Source organism: Fictibacillus norfolkensis, assembly GCF_014836645.1.
Taxonomy (GTDB): domain Bacteria; phylum Bacillota; class Bacilli; order Bacillales; family Fictibacillaceae; genus Fictibacillus; species Fictibacillus norfolkensis.
Genome location: NZ_JACSQM010000005.1, coordinates 272,174 through 291,551 on the forward strand (window position 1 = coordinate 272,174; position 19,378 = coordinate 291,551).

Annotated in this window: 19 protein-coding genes; 10 read left to right on the forward strand and 9 right to left on the reverse strand. The window is 43.0% G+C overall.

The window, feature by feature from the left end; genetic code table 11:
• Nucleotides 1-63: 63 nt before the first annotated feature.
• Complete coding sequence (locus H9648_RS13505; protein ID WP_191754317.1) at nt 64-1,161, forward strand: acyltransferase; 1,098 nt, start codon at nt 64-66, stop codon at nt 1,159-1,161.
• Nucleotides 1,162-1,185: 24 nt separating this feature from the next.
• Here the strand turns inward: H9648_RS13505 and H9648_RS13510 are convergent, their stop codons facing one another.
• Complete coding sequence (locus H9648_RS13510) at nt 1,186-2,421, reverse strand: serine hydroxymethyltransferase (protein WP_191754318.1); 1,236 nt, start codon at nt 2,419-2,421, stop codon at nt 1,186-1,188.
• A 188-nt stretch (nt 2,422-2,609) separates the two neighbouring features.
• On the opposite strand from H9648_RS13510, the gene H9648_RS13515 reads away from it, so the two are divergent.
• The gene (locus H9648_RS13515; protein WP_191754319.1) at nt 2,610-3,065 is read left to right on the forward strand and encodes a hypothetical protein; all 456 of its coding nucleotides are present in this window, start codon (nt 2,610-2,612) and stop codon (nt 3,063-3,065) included.
• Nucleotides 3,066-3,081: 16 nt separating this feature from the next.
• Here H9648_RS13515 and H9648_RS13520 read toward each other — a convergent pair whose 3' ends face one another.
• On the reverse strand, nt 3,082-4,620 hold the full coding sequence (locus H9648_RS13520; RefSeq protein ID WP_225218890.1) for a gluconokinase: 1,539 nt from the start codon (nt 4,618-4,620) through the stop codon (nt 3,082-3,084).
• 179 nt (nt 4,621-4,799) lie between these two features.
• Between H9648_RS13520 and H9648_RS13525 the strand changes: the two genes are divergently transcribed.
• Complete coding sequence (locus H9648_RS13525; RefSeq protein WP_191754320.1) at nt 4,800-5,264, forward strand: GNAT family N-acetyltransferase; 465 nt, start codon at nt 4,800-4,802, stop codon at nt 5,262-5,264.
• Between the two features lie 259 nt (nt 5,265-5,523).
• Here H9648_RS13525 and H9648_RS13530 read toward each other — a convergent pair whose 3' ends face one another.
• The 4 genes from H9648_RS13530 to H9648_RS13545 all read right to left on the reverse strand — a co-directional run bounded on the left by H9648_RS13530 (nt 5,524) and on the right by H9648_RS13545 (nt 8,146).
• Nucleotides 5,524-6,096, reverse strand: a complete 573-nt coding sequence (locus H9648_RS13530) for a TIGR01440 family protein (RefSeq protein ID WP_191754321.1) — start codon at nt 6,094-6,096, stop codon at nt 5,524-5,526.
• Nucleotides 6,097-6,138: 42 nt separating this feature from the next.
• Nucleotides 6,139-6,579 (reverse strand): ribose 5-phosphate isomerase B, encoded by a 441-nt coding sequence (gene rpiB / locus H9648_RS13535; protein WP_066398975.1) that lies wholly within the window; start codon nt 6,577-6,579, stop codon nt 6,139-6,141.
• A gap of 108 nt (nt 6,580-6,687) precedes the next feature.
• Complete coding sequence (locus H9648_RS13540) at nt 6,688-7,296, reverse strand: low molecular weight protein arginine phosphatase (protein ID WP_191754322.1); 609 nt, start codon at nt 7,294-7,296, stop codon at nt 6,688-6,690.
• Between the two features lie 307 nt (nt 7,297-7,603).
• Complete coding sequence (locus H9648_RS13545; RefSeq protein WP_191754371.1) at nt 7,604-8,146, reverse strand: manganese efflux pump MntP; 543 nt, start codon at nt 8,144-8,146, stop codon at nt 7,604-7,606.
• A 194-nt stretch (nt 8,147-8,340) separates the two neighbouring features.
• On the opposite strand from H9648_RS13545, the gene H9648_RS13550 reads away from it, so the two are divergent.
• Complete coding sequence (locus H9648_RS13550) at nt 8,341-10,560, forward strand: PAS domain S-box protein (protein ID WP_191754323.1); 2,220 nt, start codon at nt 8,341-8,343, stop codon at nt 10,558-10,560.
• A 282-nt stretch (nt 10,561-10,842) separates the two neighbouring features.
• Here the strand turns inward: H9648_RS13550 and H9648_RS13555 are convergent, their stop codons facing one another.
• From H9648_RS13555 to spoIIR, 3 genes are all read right to left on the reverse strand, one after another.
• A complete protein-coding gene (locus H9648_RS13555) occupies nt 10,843-11,898 on the reverse strand; it encodes an L-threonylcarbamoyladenylate synthase (protein ID WP_191754324.1) in 1,056 nt (351 codons plus the stop codon).
• 123 nt (nt 11,899-12,021) lie between these two features.
• Nucleotides 12,022-12,459, reverse strand: coding sequence for a GNAT family N-acetyltransferase (locus H9648_RS13560; RefSeq protein ID WP_191754325.1), 438 nt, complete (start codon nt 12,457-12,459; stop codon nt 12,022-12,024).
• Between the two features lie 154 nt (nt 12,460-12,613).
• Nucleotides 12,614-13,279 (reverse strand): stage II sporulation protein R, encoded by a 666-nt coding sequence (spoIIR, locus tag H9648_RS13565; RefSeq protein ID WP_191754326.1) that lies wholly within the window; start codon nt 13,277-13,279, stop codon nt 12,614-12,616.
• Nucleotides 13,280-13,680: 401 nt separating this feature from the next.
• Here spoIIR and H9648_RS13570 point away from each other — a divergent pair, with 401 nt between their 5' ends.
• Genes H9648_RS13570 through rbsB form a run of 6 tightly spaced genes read left to right on the forward strand, consistent with a single transcriptional unit; the run spans nt 13,681 to nt 19,317 of the window.
• The gene (locus H9648_RS13570) at nt 13,681-14,670 is read left to right on the forward strand and encodes a LacI family DNA-binding transcriptional regulator (RefSeq protein WP_191754327.1); all 990 of its coding nucleotides are present in this window, start codon (nt 13,681-13,683) and stop codon (nt 14,668-14,670) included.
• Entirely contained in the window at nt 14,663-15,541 is an 879-nt protein-coding gene (gene rbsK, locus H9648_RS13575) for a ribokinase (RefSeq protein WP_191754328.1), read from the forward strand. Before H9648_RS13570 ends, rbsK begins: the two co-directional genes overlap by 8 nt.
• Entirely contained in the window at nt 15,538-15,933 is a 396-nt protein-coding gene (rbsD, locus tag H9648_RS13580) for a D-ribose pyranase (RefSeq protein WP_191754329.1), read from the forward strand. The genes rbsK and rbsD overlap by 4 nt, the downstream gene beginning before the upstream one ends.
• A gap of 14 nt (nt 15,934-15,947) precedes the next feature.
• The gene (locus H9648_RS13585; protein ID WP_191754330.1) at nt 15,948-17,429 is read left to right on the forward strand and encodes a sugar ABC transporter ATP-binding protein; all 1,482 of its coding nucleotides are present in this window, start codon (nt 15,948-15,950) and stop codon (nt 17,427-17,429) included.
• 1 nt (nt 17,430) lies between these two features.
• On the forward strand, nt 17,431-18,387 hold the full coding sequence (rbsC, locus tag H9648_RS13590) for a ribose ABC transporter permease RbsC (protein WP_191754331.1): 957 nt from the start codon (nt 17,431-17,433) through the stop codon (nt 18,385-18,387).
• A 12-nt stretch (nt 18,388-18,399) separates the two neighbouring features.
• Nucleotides 18,400-19,317: a ribose ABC transporter substrate-binding protein RbsB gene (gene rbsB / locus H9648_RS13595; protein ID WP_191754332.1), complete on the forward strand. Its 918-nt coding sequence runs from the start codon at nt 18,400-18,402 to the stop codon at nt 19,315-19,317.
• Nucleotides 19,318-19,378: the final 61 nt, after the last annotated feature.

Here is a 19,378-nt window from a genome sequence, read left to right on the forward strand (position 1 = left end):
AATAATTTATGTTTAACATTTAACGTTTAAAGAAGAGATATGTTTATGGAGAGGATGTAAAAAGTGGATACTAAGCTTAACAACAAAGAGTACTTCAATGAAATTCACTTTTTGAGAGCTTTCGCTTGTATTGGTGTTTTATTGGTTCATGTATCGGCTACCTATTTTAATGAAGCTGATGGAGTATGGAATTGGTTTACTTATTTCTTTAATCAGTTAGGCCGATTTGGAACGCCAACGTTTGCTGTTATTAGTGGTTTTTTACTTTTTAACGGGGTAAATAAAAAAGGATTCTCGTTCAAACCTTTTATAACTTCTCGCACGACTAAAATTATTATGCCTTTTGTTATTTGGAGTTTGTTCTATCAATTTGTAACTGTATATTTTCTTGGAGGCACCCTTCCAACAGATCCAAAAGTGCTTCTATACAACTTTACAATGGGAGAATCATTCTACCACTTATATTTTATGGCGATCGTTGTTCAGTTTTACATTATATTCCCAATCCTACAGTTCATTAGAAGTGGTATTGGTTGGTGGATCGGATTAATTGTATCTGCAGCAATAAGTCTTTATTTTACAAATCTGATAGATGTCCCATTTGCTTCAGGAATCATTGAAAAAGTTTTAATTGATAAAGTGTTCGTGATGCATTGGATCTTTTATTTTGTATTCGGTGGATTTCTAGCTCATTATTGGAAGCCAATTTCCGCTTGGGTAAAAAAACACTCCGCTCTTCTTGCTTTAGGTGTAGTTATTGTTTATGTTGGAGCATATTTGGAGTACAAAATAGTCGGGAGCGTTTCATCTAGAAGAGAGACAAATTTAATTAACATACCAATTTTAAGTTTTGCAACGATTGGATTATATTTTTATTTAGTCAAATTAAACTGGATGAAAGTTTCATTACAGGTAATAGGAAAGTTGTCTATGGGCATCTACTTGATACACCCATTTACTTTAATATTGTTTACAAAAACATTACCACAGGAAGTTTGGCAAACAAGATTTATGCCTATTATGTTCTTTGCAGTTTTAATAACTACTATCATCTTTGTAAAAATCATACAGCAAGTACCAAAGCATCAATTTATCATCCCTGTACCAACTAAACGAAACAAAAACAAAACTTCTATACAAAAAAAACCAGTTTCTGCTTAAGAAACTGGTTTTTTTATAGCTATCTTATTCGTACAATTTATATTTACCTGCAAGCTTCTCAACGCGTGTCTCAGCATCTTTCAACACCGATTCGTCTTCGATGTTTTTCAATACAGACGCCATGATCGAAGCGATCTCGTCCATATCTTCTTCAACAAAACCACGTGATGTGACCGCAGCTGTTCCGATACGGATACCGCTCGTTACGAACGGACTTTCTTTATCAAACGGAATCGTGTTCTTGTTTACTGTGATTCCAATATCATCTAATGCTTTTTCAGCCACTTTTCCTGTTAGCGCAAGCTCACTCACATTGATCAGAATCAAGTGATTGTCTGTACCATCAGAAACAATAGTAATGCCTTCTTTTTTCAAAGACTCTGCCAATCGCTTTGCGTTCTTCACGATCTGCTCTGCGTAGCTTTTGAACTCATCTGTTAATACTTCCCCAAAGGATACCGCTTTTGCTGCGATAACGTGCATCAAAGGACCGCCTTGGATACCAGGGAAGATTGATTTATCAATTTTTTTCGCGAACTCTTCTTTACAAAGAATCATACCGCCACGAGGGCCGCGAAGTGTTTTATGTGTAGTCGTTGTTACAAAATCTGCATAAGGAACTGGATTTTGGTGAATGCCTGCTGCAACAAGTCCTGCGATGTGGGCCATATCCACCATTAGGTAAGCTTCAACTTCATCAGCGATCTCGCGGAACTTTGCAAAATCAATCGCACGCGGATACGCGCTCGCTCCAGCTACGATCAGCTTCGGACGGTGCTCTAGTGCTTTTTGACGAACATCTTCATAATCGATAACATTCTTCTCTGCATCTACGCCATATTCCACAAAGTTATATTGAATGCCAGAAAAGTTAACGGCACTTCCGTGTGTTAAGTGGCCGCCATGAGAAAGGTTCATACCAAGAACGGTGTCGCCTTGCTCGAGGATCGTAAAGTATACAGCCATGTTTGCTTGTGCACCTGAGTGAGGTTGAACGTTAGCATGTTCAGCACCGAAGATTTCCTTCGCGCGGTCTCTTGCTAGATTTTCAACTACATCCACGTGTTCACATCCGCCATAATAGCGTTTGGATGGGTAGCCTTCTGCATATTTATTCGTAAGTACAGAGCCTTGTGCTTCCATAACGGCTTGACTTACAAAGTTTTCAGAAGCAATCAATTCGATTTTCGTACGCTGGCGGTGCAATTCATCCATGATGGATTGGTAGACTTCTTGATCAGCTGTTTTCAAATGGTTCAATTTCGCTTCCCCCTTACCTTATGTGAAAAAATGATTATGATTGTAACATACCCCTCTATCTTACACGTTAAAGCTTTAAGTTGTAAGAGGAAATGCACAAGTGTGAAAATTCATTTTATTTGATAGGGATGAACATGGTATGATGATACATAATAGAGAGAGAGCTATTTATAAGGGGTGTTATCAACATGATGAAAAAGTGGTTTGGAGCGAGTCTCCTTATTCTTGTACTAGCTTTGGCTGGCTGCAGCGAAGACAAGGCAAAGCCTGAAGCAAAGGAAAAAGTAGAAACACGTGATAACGAAGACCAAAGCACAACGGATGATCTGGCTGGTCAACAAGCTGAGATCATTAAGAACATGGAAGAAAAAGCCGTTCAGTTAGATCCAAAAGCGCTTGAAGCAGATCCAAAAGCGTATGAAGAAAAAATCATTAAGGCGACTGGACAAGTCCTAACAGATAACGAAAAAGGAATGGGCGGAAGCTTTGAGTTCCAAGTTGGAGAAACAAAATTTAAAGTGATGAACTTTACGATGGGCAGCGGTCTTAAAGAAGGTTCTGAGGTCACAGTATTCGGTAACGTTAAGACAGGTAAGGATGCCAAGACTGGCCTTCCGCTGATCAACGCGACATATATTGAATAAGAAACAAAGAGCGGGATCATTTCCCGCTCTCTTTTTTATGCTTGTTTTGAAAATCATGAATGGACTTGTATTGCGTTTGCATCGTGTCAGATAGAGACTGATAAAGGTGAAACAGCTCTTCGTAGATTGCCTGGTGATCAGGATTAGGCGTGATTTCTTCGTACTGCTTCGTCTCAACAGGCGCTTCTTCTAGCGTATCTGTTTCACCGATCGCGTATCGGCCGAGCAAAACCGCTCCTAAGCACGAACTTTCCGTATGTTCAGGAATACTCACATTCGTCTGAAATACATCTGCTAAGATCTGTTTCCAAAGAAGCGAGTTCGTAAAGCCCCCAGTTGCAAAAATCTTCACTTCCCTGTTCCCCACATGGCTCTTGATAAGAGAGTAAACACTAAACAGGTTAAGAATACATCCTTCGAGCACCGCGCGCACCATATGATTGTGATTATGGCGAAGTGTTAGACCAATGAACGATGCTTTTGCCTGCGCATCCCACAATGGTGCTCGTTCTCCAGTTAGATAAGGCAGAAAGATTAAGCCCTCTGCACCAGGCTGAATCTGTTCAGCATCTCTAGACAGCTTTTCATAAGCCGCACTATCGTCCTCTTTTTGCAAAGTATCATGAATCCATTGAAACGAGATACCTCCATTGTTGACCGGTCCACCTGACACCCAATGATTTTCAGTAAGCGGGTAACAGAACGTGCGGCCATCTGTATCAAGTATCGGTGTCGCTGAAGTGGTTCGGATCGCACCGCTCGTACCAATCGTTACTGCAATATCTCCAGGTGAGATCGCGCCGACACCAAGGTTAGACAACGGGCCGTCCGTTGCACCAATCACCACTTTTACAGAGGAATTCATCCCTGATTTCTTCGCCAAAACCTCAGACAGCTCTCCCCAATAATAGGTGGTCGGCTGCAGGCTCGGGAGTTTTTCTGGTGTGACATCTGCAAGTTTCAGCGCTTCTTCATCCCACTTTTTAGTGTGCATGTTCCAAAGACCTGTTGCTGCCGCGGATGCTTGATCCGTATGCCACTCACCAAACCAGCGAAACAGTATGTAATCTTTAATGCCAACAAACTTTTCTGCCCTTTGAAAAATATCGGGATGTTCGTTTTTTAACCACTGCAATTTAAAAAGTGGTGTCATCGGATGCAAAGGGACACCGGTCCGTTTATACAGTTCAAGCGCAGTTTCACTGAAATCTGATTTAAAAGGTGCCACATATGGTTCACTTCGGATATCTGCCCAAGTGATGCTGTTCGTGAGTGGTGTTCCTTCTGAGTCCACTGCAATCAATGAGTGCATAGCTGTGCTAAAAGAAATGAAACTGATTCTATCTGCTAGATCTCCACTTTTTCGCACCGTTTCTCTTAACGATTCATTTACTGCTTCAAAAATTTCATCCGGCTTTTGTTCGGCCGCTCCTGGCGCTTCCGACAGCAACGGGTAATTTTTTGAATGATGAGCAACAGCCGCTCCTTTTTCATCAAAAAGAACAACTTTCGTACTCGTTGTACCAATATCTATTCCGATCGCATAATTCCTCAAAATCACTTTCTCCTTTCACATAAAAAAAGGAAGCAGCTCTAGTATGCCCTTCCTTAACAACACATGATTCTACATCGCCTTTTTTATCATACTATTCAGACCAGAAAGAATCACTTAATATAGATGTAAAATGAAGTATCCTTTTGTTAAGGAAACCAGATTAGAGGAGATGGATACCGGTGACTAGTTTTAGAATTCGTCCTGTCGTTTTAGAGGATCTAGGTCAGCTGAAGGAATTGATGCATCGTTACATTGTTGATTTTTACAAAGGGAAAACTCCAGAGGGATCAAAGCTCGATGATCATATCAAGCATCTGCTATCTTCAGATGAAGCAGGAACGCAGTTTGTTGCTGAGACAGAAGATGGCAGATTAGCAGGATTCGCAACCCTTTACTTCTCGCTCAGTACGACCCGGCTGCAGAAAATCGCCATATTGAACGATCTTTTTGTAGATGCGGATTTCCGTGGAGCTGGTTTAGGAGAGAAGATGTTTCTGCATGTGCTAGAATACACGAAAAAGGAAGGCTATGCCTACATGACTTGGCAAACGGCGATTGATAACACGTCTGCTCAAGCTCTTTATAAGAAGATGGGCGGAAAAAACATCAATTCAGAGTGGATTCATTACGAGATTGAACATTGAGTAGGAAGCTATGCGAGGCTTAGAAGCAGCCGAACGGAGGCTTGTTAACCGTAATCCTACACAAAATGGGGCTGAATTCACGAGTTTCAGCTTGGAATCCACAAGTTTGGGTGTTTTATCCACGAGTTTTACCTCTGAATCCAAAAGTTTTGGCAATTTATCCACGAGTCTACAATCCTCGACACGTTACGACAACCCGTCATGGTTGCAAGGCACACTCACAACAGAAAAAGCCCTCACCAAGAGGGCTTTCCACTAATTAAAAACAACGTATGTCTTCTTTACTCGGATACACCGCGCGTTCGCCGCCGATTAACTTCGGACGTGTCTTCGCCAACGTCACGTGTGCGGCGCCGACCTTTTTCACTTCACTGCGAACAGGTACAGCAACATGTCTCAAGTGCATACCGATAAAGGTGTCACCGATGTCGATGCCTGCGTCGGCTTTTATATATTCAACGATCACGGGTTCATTCATATGGTGATAGGCGTGTGTTGCCAACGCACCTCCAGCTGATCGTGCTGGAACAACCCGAACTTCTTCATAGCCTCGTCGTTCAGCTTCTTCGCGCTCGATGACAAGCGCACGGTTCAAGTGTTCACAGCATTGCACGGCAAGTGCTACGCCAGTTTCTTCTTGAAACGCTACGATACCTCGGTAAAGTGCACCCGCAGTATCCATCGTGCCTGATGTGCCAATTCGTTCACCAATTACTTCGCTCGTGCTTGCGCCTACTACTAATAATTGTGACGGTCTCAATTGTGCATGCTTTTGCAGATCTTGCAAAACATTCAGGACTTGGTCTTGAATTTGTTGGAGCTCATCGCTCATGAGATGGTCTTCCCTTCATTTTATAGGTTTATAGCTTTAGTGCTATTGGCCTTCATATTGAGAGATTTTATCTACACGGCGACCGTGACGTCCGCCTTCATATTCTGTCGTCAGCCATACTTTTGCGATTTCGAGTGCGAGACCCGGCCCGATGACACGTTCACCCATTGCAAGTACATTGCTGTCATTATGCTGTCTTGTAGCTTTTGCGCTGAATAGATCATGAACAAGCGCACAGCGGATTCCTTTAACTTTGTTCGCTGCAATGCTCATTCCAATGCCCGTACCGCAGATTAGAATTCCGCGATCAGCTTCACCGTTGGCTACTTTTTCTGCTACAGGAATCGCATAGTCTGGATAGTCTACAGACGTGTCGCATTCACAGCCGACATCCTCCACTTGCATACCCAGCTCTTCAATCATGCTGATGATTTCTTTTCTTAATTCAACTCCGGCGTGATCTGATCCAATTGCTACTTTCATGTTGTGTGCACCTGCTCTCTCATACTTTTTTTCATTATATGCTCTTCCGATTACCCGTTCAATGTCACTGCTAGGCAATATAGAACAGCCTTACCTCATTATGTCCTACTACTTCTTGCTATCGTCTTTTTTCATTAATTTTTCAATAAGGACTTCAATCTCATCTCTTGTTTCTTGATAAAGATTAAGCGGTCCACCGAAAGGATCTGTAATGTCTAGGGAAGGTACTTCATTTTCTAACTTCATCCTTCTTTCAACGAGCGGTCTTACTTCCCTTTCAAACGCTTGTCTCACTTCTTCATCCGCAGAATCCTTAGACATATATTGAAGCTTCAGCATCTCGATCTCTGTGTAGAGCTCATAGATCTCTTCAATCTTCTTCTGCTCATCGTCGTCGAGAACATACTCTTTTAATGTATACGTCTTATTCACCGCATCTGGCCATCGTCCGACGAGCGCATGTTTATGGCTCTCGGTCATCGTTAAGATAAGATCTGCCCACTCGATCAAATAATCGGACACGCCTTGTGACTGATGACTTTCTTTAATACTTCTTTCCGAAAGAGCTTGTGTCGCATTCGAACTCATCACGGCACCGTTTCCAGCAAATACACCAGCTGATTTAACGTTGAACTTACCTTTTCCTTTTTTGCGTAGAATGGCCTCAGCCATCGGACTGCGACAAGTATTGCCTGTACAAATAAATAAAACATTCATGGTGAATTCACCTCATATTCTATCTTTCCCTATTTTTATATAGGTTAACGCTCTTATTAGTAAGTATATCATCGGATCAGTGAATAAAAAAATGCCTGTTTTACGTATTCGAAGTAGTTTTGTAAGTAGTTGCTCTCCGTTCCAGGTGCTTCGCTTTCCGCGGGGCGGGCGGTGAGCCCCTTGCCGCTTTGCGCCTTTAAGGGTCTCACCTGTCCCACTCGTCCCGCAGGAGTCTCACACCTTCCACTTCTATCAACCTGCCAATGGGAGATACACCCTAAAGAATAACAGTAATGTTAAATAGCATTTAAATCGGCAAAAGAATCTTCACCCCAAAAGCAAGAAGGATACAGCCGCCGAACGCTTCACCATAGGAACCGAGCCACTTCTGTACTTTTTTTCCCATGATCAAGCCAGCCCATGTTAAGACCATGCTCATGAGTCCGAACATCGTAATCGTTAGCCAGGTTTTCGCTCCATAGATCCCTAAAGATAATCCCACTGAAAAACTATCTAAAGAAGCGCTGAGCGCAAAGACGAAGAGCCCGATGCCGATCGGCTGTACGAAAGGTTCATCGTCATTTGAGAAAGAGGACCTAATCATCGTAACACCCAGTATGACAAGCAGAATTCCACCGATGATAGCTGCTATACCACCAAAATGAACAGAGATCTGTTTGCCGAGCGTCATTCCTGCAAGAGGCATGAGCATATGAAAGATTCCTATCGTCATTCCTATTTTCATAATTTGTCTTATGCGAAGCGATAACATCCCCATTCCTAGGCCGATCGAAAAAGCGTCCATACCTAGCGCAACTGACATAAATAACAGTGTCATCCATTCTCCCATGGTTGCCAAATACTTCCCACTCCCTTAACCATCATACTTTCAGACTATGCATGTCTACTTTTAAAAAGACTAAAAACCATACAAGCTGTTGAGAAGATGAAAAAATGGAACTCTTTACCGCTTTAGGAAGGGATAATGTGATTTTTATCGTATATAAAAGGAAGTGAATCTGTACGTAAAGGAGAGGAACAAGCATGGTCCATAACGCATCGGCCATAACGGAAAATGGAAAAGACATGTGGCGATCGTCGCCATTTCCGACTGGTCTATCACGCCAAAAAAGCATGACTTTTCGATGTATGAAGCATAATGAAAGCCTTATTATGTCCGAGAGCGAAGGTGAACTGTTTGACTTGTTTGGCCTTAAACGGGAAAACGTGCTTCAAAAGAGAATAGAAGACATCTTTCCTAAAGAAATTGCAGACTTTAAAAAAGAAATGTACGAAAGAGCGCTGAACGGAGAAAGTCTTACGTACGAATCTGAACTGAACGGCATTCCTTTTTTAGCTGCGATCGGTCCCATTTATGATAAAGATGGGACCGTTTCTGAGGTGTATGGATTTTGTGTTGATCTCACTGAAAGAGTATCCGTTGAAACTCAGCTTGCCGAGAGTGAACAGCGCTTCCGGTCATTGATGGACCATAACATCGATGCCTTGTTTTCGCTCGATCTTGAAGGCAAATTTACGACTGTCAATAAAGCGTGTGCAACGTTGAGCGGTTATAGCGAGACAGAACTTTTGAACATGACGTTCAATCCGTTCATGCTGCCAGACAGAAGAGCTGTTGCAATTGATCAGTTCAAGGACGCATTAAAAGGTAATTCCAAAATGTACGAGACTCGGATCAAGCAGAAGAACGGCGAAACTCGCCAGATCATGTTCACCCTTACTCCGATCATCGTTCTCAATAAAGTGCTCGGTGTTTTCGGAATCGCAAAAGACGTAACCGCAAAAAGAGAAGCGGAAAAAGAACTCCGGGAAACAAAGGATCTGCTGGAATCTGTTATCTATCATTCTAGTGATGCGATCTCAGTCGTCCACCTAACAGACTTCTCTGTAAAAGTGAACCCGGCGTTTGAATTCATATACGGATGGTCCGAAGACGAGCTCGCCAATATGACTTCACACATTTTGCCCGTTGTTCCAGAAGATAAGGTAGCTGAATCCGATAGGCTGATGACGATCGTCAAACATGGCGGATATGTAAAAGGTGTCGAGACTATCCGGTTAACGAAGTCTGGTAAGCGGCTAAATGTAAGCCTTTCCTTAAGTCCAATCTATGGCGAAAACGGTGAAGTCGTCGCACTATCCGCGATCTCAAGAGATATCACAGATAAAAAACTAAAAGAAAAAGCGTTAAAAGAAAGCGAAGAAAAGTATCGGATCATTGCAGAGAACACAACTGATCTAGTTGGTGTCGTTGACCTAGAAGGAAACGTCAAATACGTATCTCCTTCCAACCGGCTTCTTCTCGGGTTTGATCCGTCGCTTTATGATGGAAAAAAGATTCAAGCGTTCTTCCATTCAGACGACCGTCCAAAGGTAAGAATCGCTATGAATGAGATGGTTCAAACTCAAAAGCCTGTAAAGTTTGAAGTCCGATGCAAGCACGCACACGGACATTGGGTGACCCTTGAAGCGAACGCTACCCCTATCGCAAACGATTCAGATCAGCCTGACTCGTTCGTTGTCGTAGCACGTGACTTGACCGAACGAAAAAAGACAGAAGAGATGCTAAGAAAATCTGACAAGCTGTCTGTTCTCGGTCAGCTTGCCGCTGGTGTTGCGCATGAGATTCGGAACCCGCTCACCTCGATCCGCGGCTTTCTGCAGCTCTTACAATCAAGGGCGTCAGAGAATGAGGACTACTACGAGATCATGCTCTCAGAGATCGATCGAATCAACAGCATCGTTGGAGAGTTTATGCTGCTCGCTAAGCCGCAAGCGATGAATTTTACACAAACCGACCTTCGCCAATTGTTGCGACACGTAATATCGATTCTTGATACACAGGCGATATTAACGAATGTCCAGATCTATTTTGAAAGTGAACCAGATCTGCCAGAAATTTGGTGTGTGGACAATCAGATCAAGCAAGTGTTTGTGAACATGCTTAAAAACGCGATCGAAGCAATGCCAACAGGTGGTTCAGTCATTATAAATTTAAAGAGAGAAGGCGGATACGTTATCGCTTCTTTCATCGACCATGGCTGCGGGATTTCAGAAGAACGCCTGCCAACCCTTGGTGAACCGTTTTATACCACAAAAGAAAAAGGTACCGGCCTCGGCCTCATGATCTGTTACAAGATCGTAGAGAACCACCACGGTAAAATCTTGATCAACAGCAAGATTGATGAAGGAACGACCTTCTCGATCCTGCTTCCGATCGATAAAAATAAACCTGTGTCTTGAGTAGACGCAGGTTTGTTTTTTTGAGGTGTGGATCATTGTTGTAGTGTAGCCGCTCTTTGTCGAAAATCGTTTAAATAATTTTATTCGTGAAATTATTGACTCTATCCGTGAAAATAAAATGAATTACCGTGAAAATAAAATAGATTACCGTGAAATTATTTAACTTTACGATTTCCATTAACAAAATTTTCAATGCATACTAGATCAAACAGCCCATTTCAGCCCTCTTTAAAAATAAAAAGCCCTGATCCAATCAACAAACATTGAATCAGAGCCATAATTCTATTCTTTTATGATATTCCCGCCGGCCGATTTTTCAAGTCTGTTCATAATCGCAACGCCAACACCTGTTTTCGGAAAAACCTCTCCGAAAATTTGATCGACACCCGCTTCGTTAAATGCTCGTAACGCTTCGTATAGATGCTGAGCCACCGTTTCAGGATTGGAACGATTTCCTGCTGGAATCACACAATCCGCTTTATAAACGCCAGCTCTCTCTTCTGTCGTCAGAATTCCAATCCGTTTTCCTGCTTCTCGTTCTTTATCCACAAGTCTCTGCAAAAATTCCACGCTTCCATCCACAAGAACGAAAGGTGCGTCAGGTGCATAGTGTGTATATTTCATCCCTGGCGATTTAGGTGCATGCTTCTCGTTCTCCAATCCCGGATCAACCACGACTCGCCCTGCACCCACTACTTTTTCAAGCTCTTCTAAAGTGATTCCGCCAGGTCGTAAAATCGTGACAAGGTCACCAGTACATTCCACAACAGTAGATTCAACCCCAACACCTGTTGAACCGCCATCTACAATTCCCGGAATCCTGCCCTTCAGATCTTCATATACATGCTGAGCTGAAGTGGGGCTTGGTTTTCCAGAAAGGTTCGCGCTTGGTGCTGCAAGCGGAACATCTGAAGCTGCGATTACAGCGAGTGCGATCTCGTGGTCTGGCATCCTGACAGCAACTGTGGGTAACCCAGCGGTCACTCTTCCACTTACGTTTTCACCTTTTGGCAGCACAATCGTCAATGGACCTGGCCAGAACGCGGTCATCAATTTTTGTGCGGTATCTGAAACAGAAGAAACAAGTCCCTCTAATTGTGAGAGATCTGAAATATGAACGATTAGAGGATTATCACTCGGTCTTCCCTTTGCTTCAAAAATGCGTTTGATCGCATCATCACTTCTCGCATTACCCGCCAATCCATAAACCGTTTCAGTCGGAATGGCTATTACTTCATTCTTATTTATCCACAAGGAAGCTTGAATAATATGTGGATGATTTTCTAACATTTTTTCTGTTTTATCCACAGGCCAGCGTTCCGTTTGGAAGGAGTTCATGTGATAAATCCTTTCTATTACTCAGGTCAACCTTCTATAGAAAGGTCGATTACAAAACTTTTATATCCACAGAGTTATACACAATTTGTCATAAATTGTGGACAACTTGTTGACAATCTCTGATTAATCCAATGCATAAGCTAAAAGTTCTGCTCCTGATGTTGCATTATTTTTTATATGATCAGCGCTCTCGATATGTGGAGGCACTTTATCTTTAGGAATTGTTTTAAAAGAAAGTTGTTCGAACATATGCACAGCTTTCGTAAGTAAATAAAGGGTTTTGACTCCTTTATCTTTTGAGTATACCAAAATTTTATCAATGAGTTTAAGAAGAAGCGTCTCTGAAGAATATTTCTGCTTGAGTACGAAAGACCGGAGCAAGCCATCGTTTCCGATTCTCTCTAAACCTACTGTACCGATCGTCTCACCTTGGTCGTTTACCACGACTAAATAATTTTCGATGCTGTCTTTGATTCCTTCTGACTGAAGTCCAGCTTTTCCGACGAGCTGTAACAGATCTTTGGCTTCATGCTGCATAGCCTGCCTTAAAATTATCGTCATCAATAACTCCCCTATTCCTATATAATTTCAGCCTTCGTTCGGCTGTTTTTCACCATTTCATCCGAAAATTTTTAAAAAAAGAAGGCTAACCACCATTTGGTTACCTTCTTCATTTTCTATAATCTATGAAAATAGGGAGGAAAATATGCACATTTTACGAGAATAAGGACCCAACAAAGCTGAATAGGCTATCAAACAGTTCTACCACAAAGAATTTCGTCTCGATTTCATCAGCTTCATCTGCTTGATCCGCTCCTGCATCAGCTGCTGTATCTACTACATCACCTTTACCATCTTTGTTTTCTTTTACTGCATCGCCATTTTCAAAGTCTAGAAAGCATAATGGCGGGAAGAGCACACACCACCAGTTCTTCCCTTCACCTTCGCCAAGTGTGATCAGCACTGCTTCATATTGTCCTGCCGGATAGATGAAATCGCCATACATTTTAGTAGGAAAAGCCACTTTGTTTAACTCTACAGAAAACGTCTTCTCAAGGCCTGCTTCATCCAGCTTACCTTGAACGATTCTTTCAATCGTTGGCAGCTGTTTACGAATGATTTCACGCGCTTTAGAAATGGAAGATAACTCACCCACCCAAGTTGTAATCTGGGCGTTTACTTCGTCACGGATCTCACGCTTCAGCTTTTGGTCAGCATCCGTATTGCTGTTTGCTAGAATCCGAAGTCTGATCGATTCTTCAGGTATTTTAACAGAGGCGTTCATTGTTGCGTTCGCCACCTTGGTTTGTGTTTCAAAAAACAAGAACATCACCGCTAAAGAGATAAGAACTAGAATAAAGAAATGATTGCGTTTTTTCATTGTTTTTTCCTCCCCCGTCGTATCTAACCACAGTTTGGACACGGTGGGATTTTTTCATACTAGTAATCTAGTAAATTTCGTTCTGTCTGATTCGACATTCGTTTTGCATTGGTGTTTTTGAAAGTGGTTGATTTCCGTTACAGATGCTCGCTTTCCGTGGGGCAGGCGGTGAGCCACATTCGTACGTTCCGTATAAGTGTCTCACCTGCCCACCTGTCCCACAGGAGTCTCGCACCTTTCACTCCAATCAACTGGCTAAAGGGGAATAAACAAAAAATTTGAAGGTAATTTATTTGAATTTAACTAGACAAGAGAAAAATTTACCAACTTGCAAGCTGCTTCTATTTCTGTTAACTTAAATGTGTAAACGGTTACATATCGGTTTAAGAGGAGGCGAAGATTTGGTTACGATTCGTGATGTGGCAAAAAAATCAGGTGTATCGGTTGCGACGGTATCTCGCGTATTGAATGCAAATGGATACGTTCATGAAGATACGCGCAAAAAAGTGATGGCTGCCGTTGCTGAACTGAAGTATAGCCCAAATGAAGTCGCCCGTTCCCTCTATAAAAAGAAATCAAAACTGGTCGGCTTGTTGCTGCCAGACATCACCAACCCATTTTTTCCACAGTTAGCAAGAGGTGTAGAAGATGAGATGCAAAAAGGCGGTTATCGTATTCTTTTTGGAAACAGTGATGAGAATGCCGAGAAAGAGCTGGATTATTTAAACACTTTTATTCAGAACAATGTAGTCGGCATCATTTCAGCCACGAACAATAAAGCAAAGAACAACTATAAAAACCTGTCCATTCCCGTAGTATTTCTAGACAGAACATCAAGTGATTATCCATCGGTCTATGCGGATGGAAAAGAAGGCGGAAGAATAGCTGCCCAAGAGATAGTGGAGAGGGGCAGCAAACGGATCACGATTTTAAAAGGTCCCGCACATATCCAACCGGCTCAAGATCGTTTTCAAGGCGCGTTAGAAGTGCTAAGTCAATCAAACATTGATTTTCATGTGATGTCGACGACTTCTTTTGCCTTTGAAGATGCAGAGAAATGGGCGAAAGAACTTTTTGCAACGTATCCTGATACAGATGGTGTGTTAGCGAGCAACGATATTGTGGCAACAGCCGTCCTACATGAAGCACTTCGTCTCGGAAAATCGATTCCGAAAGAACTGCAGATCATCGGGTTTGATGACGTACCACAGAGCAGTTTGTTGTTCCCTTCCCTTTCTACCATCCGCCAGCCGGCTTATGAGATGGGAAAAGAAGCGGCACAGCTGCTTGTAAAAATCATCAATCAAGAAAAAATTCAACAACAGCAAGTTCAACTGCCTGTTACATTTATAGATCGAAACACAACAAGAAAGGTTGATACGAATGGTTAAAATTGTAGTCATCGGAAGCTCGTCGATGGATTTAGTCGTTACATCTGATCAACGGCCAGGAGCAGGAGAAACTGTTTTGGGACGTTCGTTTAAAACCGTGCCTGGAGGAAAAGGAGCGAACCAAGCGGTCGCAGCTGCTCGTCTTGGTGCAGAGGTTTACATGATCGGATGTGTGGGCGACGACCATTATGGAGCAGCGATTCTAGAGAACTTTAAACAAAACGCTGTTGATGCAACGAATGTGGAACCGGTTACACATACAGAGAGTGGTACAGCTCATATCATTTTAGCTGAAGGTGATAACAGCATCGTCGTCGTTAAAGGCGCGAATGATCATGTGACTCCCCATTATGTAAAAAAATCAGAATTGCTCATCAAACAAGCGAATATGGTACTCATTCAACAAGAAATCCCTGAAGAAACTGTTGAATATGTAAGTGAGCTTTGTCAGGAGCTAGATGTTCCATTGTTATTGAACCCAGCTCCAGCTCGCCCACTCTCTAAAAAAGTGATCGACTCGGTAAGCTATATTACACCGAACGAACATGAAGCTGCCGTTCTTTTCGATAACCTGTCAACAGAGTCAGCACTGAAACAGTATTCGAACAAAGTGTTTATTACAGAAGGAAAAGCAGGCGCTCGTTATTTTGATGGTGAAAAAGAGATCACCGTTCCTTCCTACACAGTAGAAGCGATAGATACGACCGGTGCGGGAGATACATTCAATGCAGCACTAGCCGTTGCTTTAGCTGAAGGAAAAAGCATCAATGAAAGTTTGCAGTTCGCCAATCGAGCCGCTTCCCTATCTGTTACGAAGTTCGGTGCTCAAGGCGGCATGCCGAATCGAACAGAAGTGGAGGCATCTCTATGAAACGACATGGCATCTTAAACAGTCATATCTCAAAAGTTTTAAGTGACCTCGGCCACACCGATCTTATCGTGATCGCGGATGCGGGTCTTCCGATTCCAAGCGATGTTCCGCGGATCGATCTCGCACTCACGCTCGGAGTACCGAGCTTTACAGATGTTGTTTCCGCTGTATCAAATGATATGGTCGTGGAACAAGTAATACTTGCGAGCGAAATTAAAGAGAAAAACGAAAAGACTTTAACGTTTATGAACGAGACGTTTCCTGAATCAGAACAAAAATTCGTTTCTCATGAAGCGTTTAAACAATTATCAAAGCAGGCAAAAGTGGTCATTCGAACTGGTGAAGTCACGCCGTATGCCAACTGTATCCTGCAAGCAGGTGTAATCTTCTAAAAGAGGTGATCGTTTTGCACATTCAAATGAACGACATATATAAAGCATTTGGTGCCAACCAAGTATTATCGGGTGTTGACTTCGACCTTCAAGCAGGTGAAGTGCATGCCCTAATGGGTGAGAACGGTGCCGGAAAATCTACGTTGATGAACATTTTAACCGGCCTTCATAAACGAGATTCGGGAACCATTCAGATCGACGGACAAGAGCAATACTTTGACAACCCGAAAGAAGCCGAGAAGCACGGTGTCGCGTTCATCCACCAAGAATTGAACGTATGGCCTGATATGACTGTGCTCGATAACCTTTTTATCGGCAAAGAGATGCGTTCACCGTTCGGCCTGTTAAAAACGAAAGAAATGAAAGCGTTGGCAAAAAAGCAATTTGAAAAGTTAGCGGTTACCATCCCACTCGAAAAAGACGCAGGACTCTGTTCAGTTGGTCAACAGCAGATGATTGAGATCGCGAAAGCGCTTATGACAAACGCTAAAGTCATCATCATGGACGAGCCAACCGCTGCCCTTACAGAGCGTGAGATCGAAAAATTATTTGACGTAATCAACGCTCTTCGTAAAGAAGGTGTATCGATCGTTTACATCTCACACCGTATGGAAGAGATTTTTGCAATCTGTGACCGAATTACGGTGATGAGAGATGGTAAAACGGTTGATACGAGAGCGATCGCGGAGACTAGCTTTGATGAAGTGGTACGAAAGATGGTCGGCCGCGAGCTTACAGATCGCTTTCCAGAGCGAAATCCACAAGTTGGTGAGATCGTCTTAGAAGTAAAGAACGCGACGAGAAATGGAATCTTTGAAAATATTAATTTCTCTGTAAGAGCCGGTGAGATCGTTGGTGTTTCAGGTCTTATGGGTGCAGGTCGAACGGAGATCATGCGCGCATTATTCGGTCTAGATCAGCTTGATTCTGGCGAGATTTGGGTTGGTGGTCAGAAGGTATCTATCAAGAACCCATACGAAGCAGTGAAACGCGGGATCGGTTTTATTACAGAAGACAGAAAGAACGAAGGCTTGGTGCTCGATTTTTCGATACGTGAAAACATGGCGCTGCCGAACTTACGAAGTTTTTCTAAAAATGGCGTAATCGATTATAAAACTGAGACTGACTTTGTGGACATGCTCATCAAACGGTTACAGATTAAGACCGAATCGAGCGAGACGAACGCCAAGAACCTTTCCGGAGGCAACCAGCAAAAAGTGGTTATCGCGAAATGGGTTGGAATCGGACCGAAAGTATTGATCTTGGACGAGCCAACTAGAGGCGTTGACGTTGGTGCGAAGCGTGAAATCTATCAGTTGATGAACGAACTTACCGATCGTGGTGTAGCGATTATCATGGTCTCGTCAGAACTTCCAGAAGTTCTTGGCATGAGTGATCGCATTCTCGTCGTTCACGAAGGACAGATCAGCGGTGAACTCACGAAAAGCGAAGCAACGCAAGAAAGAATAATGACATATGCAACGGGAGGACAATAAAATGAAAACGTCACCGGTTAAAGTAAATCATGTAGAAAATCTGATGCAAAAACTTGGACCTCTATTAGGACTGTTGATTCTCGTAACCATTGTATCGATCCTTAATCCTAGTTTTCTAGAACCCCTTAACTTATTAAACTTGCTGCGCCAAGTCGCGATCAACGCACTCATCGCCTTTGGTATGACATTCGTTATTCTAACGGGCGGAATCGACTTATCCGTTGGTGCCATTCTCGCGTTATCAAGTGCACTGATGGCTGGGATGATCGTATCCGGCGTCGATCCGATGCTAGCGATCTTGATCGGCTGTTTGCTAGGTGCTGTAATGGGTGCGATCAACGGACTTTTGATCACAAAAGGAAAAATGGCTCCATTTATCGCTACACTCGCAACGATGACCATTTTCCGTGGACTAACGTTAGTGTATACAGACGGTAATCCGATCACGGGTCTTGGCGAAAGTTATATGTTCCAACTTTTTGGACGAGGCTACTTCTTAGGTATTCCGGTTCCAGCGATCACGATGATGCTTGCTTTTGCAGCGTTTTGGGTGATCCTTCATAAAACACCGTTCGGACGAAAAACGTATGCGATCGGCGGAAACGAGAAAGCCGCGATTATCTCAGGAATCAAAGTGACAAAAGTAAAAATTATGATCTATTCACTAGCAGGACTATTAGCAGCACTAGCTGGAGCGATTCTTACTTCACGTCTGAACTCTGCTCAACCGACTGCCGGCACATCCTATGAACTGGATGCGATCGCAGCTGTTGTTCTAGGTGGAACTAGCTTATCTGGCGGACGCGGACTAATCGTCGGCACATTGATCGGAGCATTGATCATCGGAACGTTGAACAACGGTTTGAACTTATTAGGTGTATCATCGTTCTTCCAAATGGTCGTAAAAGGGATCGTGATCCTGATCGCGGTATTGATCGACCGTAAAAAAGCAGCGTAGGAGGGTTTCTAAATGAAAAAAGCTTTATTACTCATCATGTCATTATCTGTTTTCTTATTGGGTGCCTGTTCATTAGAGCCCCCTTCATGGGCAAAGCCGGCTAAAAAAGGTGATGGAGAAAAGATTAAAATTGGTTTATCCGTTTCAACACTTAACAACCCGTTCTTCGTATCGATGAAAAACGGTGTGATCGATGAAGCGAAAAAGCAAGGTGCGGAAGTCATTGTTGTCGACGCACAGAATGACTCTGCGAAACAAGTAAACGATGTAGAAGATCTTCTGCAGCAAGGCATTGATACACTGTTGATCAATCCAACCGATTCAGCAGCCATCTCAACCGCTGTTCAATCCGCGAACAACCTTGATGTTCCGGTTGTCACACTAGACCGGTCAACGGATAAAGGAGATGTAGCAACGCTTGTTGCTTCTGATAATGTAAAAGGCGGCCAGATGGCGGGTGACTTTATTGTGAAGCAGCTTGGTGAAGGTGCGAAAGTCGTTGAACTAGAAGGCGTACCTGGCGCTTCGGCAACACGTGAGCGTGGGAAAGGATTCCACAATGTAGCTGATCAAAAGTTAGACGTTGTAGCGAAACAAACGGCTGACTTTGACCGCACAAAAGGGTTAAACGTCATGGAGAACGTACTTCAAGGAAATCCAGACATTAAAGCGATATTCGCGCATAATGATGAAATGGCGCTAGGCGCACTTCAAGCGATCAACAGCTCTGGTCGTGATGTTCTCGTTGTTGGCTTTGACGGAAATGAAGATGCGATCAATGCTGTAAAAGAAGGAAAACTCGCAGCAACTGTCGCACAGCAGCCTGACCTGATCGGTGAACTCGCAGTGAAAGCAGCATCCGACGTACTAGAAGGAAAGAAAGTAGAAAAGAAGATTGCAGCACCACTTAAGTTGATGGTGAAAGAGTAAGGATAAGGGTAGATAATATAATCAGGAGAAGATATCGTACTTCTCCTGATTTTTTTTGATT

Excerpts from the sequence above, each read along its gene's own strand:
- H9648_RS13555 (WP_191754324.1), bottom strand. The coding sequence starts at position 11,898 with ATGAACTCCTTCCAAACGGAACGCTGGCCTGTGGATAAAACAGAAAAA.
- rbsB (WP_191754332.1), top strand. The coding sequence starts at position 18,400 with ATGAAAAAAGCTTTATTACTCATCATGTCATTATCTGTTTTCTTATTG.
- H9648_RS13530 (WP_191754321.1), bottom strand. The coding sequence starts at position 6,096 with ATGAGCGATGAGCTCCAACAAATTCAAGACCAAGTCCTGAATGTTTTG.
- rpiB (WP_066398975.1), bottom strand. The coding sequence starts at position 6,579 with ATGAAAGTAGCAATTGGATCAGATCACGCCGGAGTTGAATTAAGAAAA.
- rbsK (WP_191754328.1), top strand. The coding sequence starts at position 14,663 with ATGGTTAAAATTGTAGTCATCGGAAGCTCGTCGATGGATTTAGTCGTT.
- H9648_RS13560 (WP_191754325.1), bottom strand. The coding sequence starts at position 12,459 with ATGACGATAATTTTAAGGCAGGCTATGCAGCATGAAGCCAAAGATCTG.
- H9648_RS13550 (WP_191754323.1), top strand. The coding sequence starts at position 8,341 with ATGGTCCATAACGCATCGGCCATAACGGAAAATGGAAAAGACATGTGG.
- spoIIR (WP_191754326.1), bottom strand. The coding sequence starts at position 13,279 with ATGAAAAAACGCAATCATTTCTTTATTCTAGTTCTTATCTCTTTAGCG.
- H9648_RS13545 (WP_191754371.1), bottom strand. The coding sequence starts at position 8,146 with ATGGGAGAATGGATGACACTGTTATTTATGTCAGTTGCGCTAGGTATG.
- rbsC (WP_191754331.1), top strand. The coding sequence starts at position 17,431 with ATGAAAACGTCACCGGTTAAAGTAAATCATGTAGAAAATCTGATGCAA.
- H9648_RS13515 (WP_191754319.1), top strand. The coding sequence starts at position 2,610 with ATGATGAAAAAGTGGTTTGGAGCGAGTCTCCTTATTCTTGTACTAGCT.
- rbsD (WP_191754329.1), top strand. The coding sequence starts at position 15,538 with ATGAAACGACATGGCATCTTAAACAGTCATATCTCAAAAGTTTTAAGT.
- H9648_RS13540 (WP_191754322.1), bottom strand. The coding sequence starts at position 7,296 with ATGAATGTTTTATTTATTTGTACAGGCAATACTTGTCGCAGTCCGATG.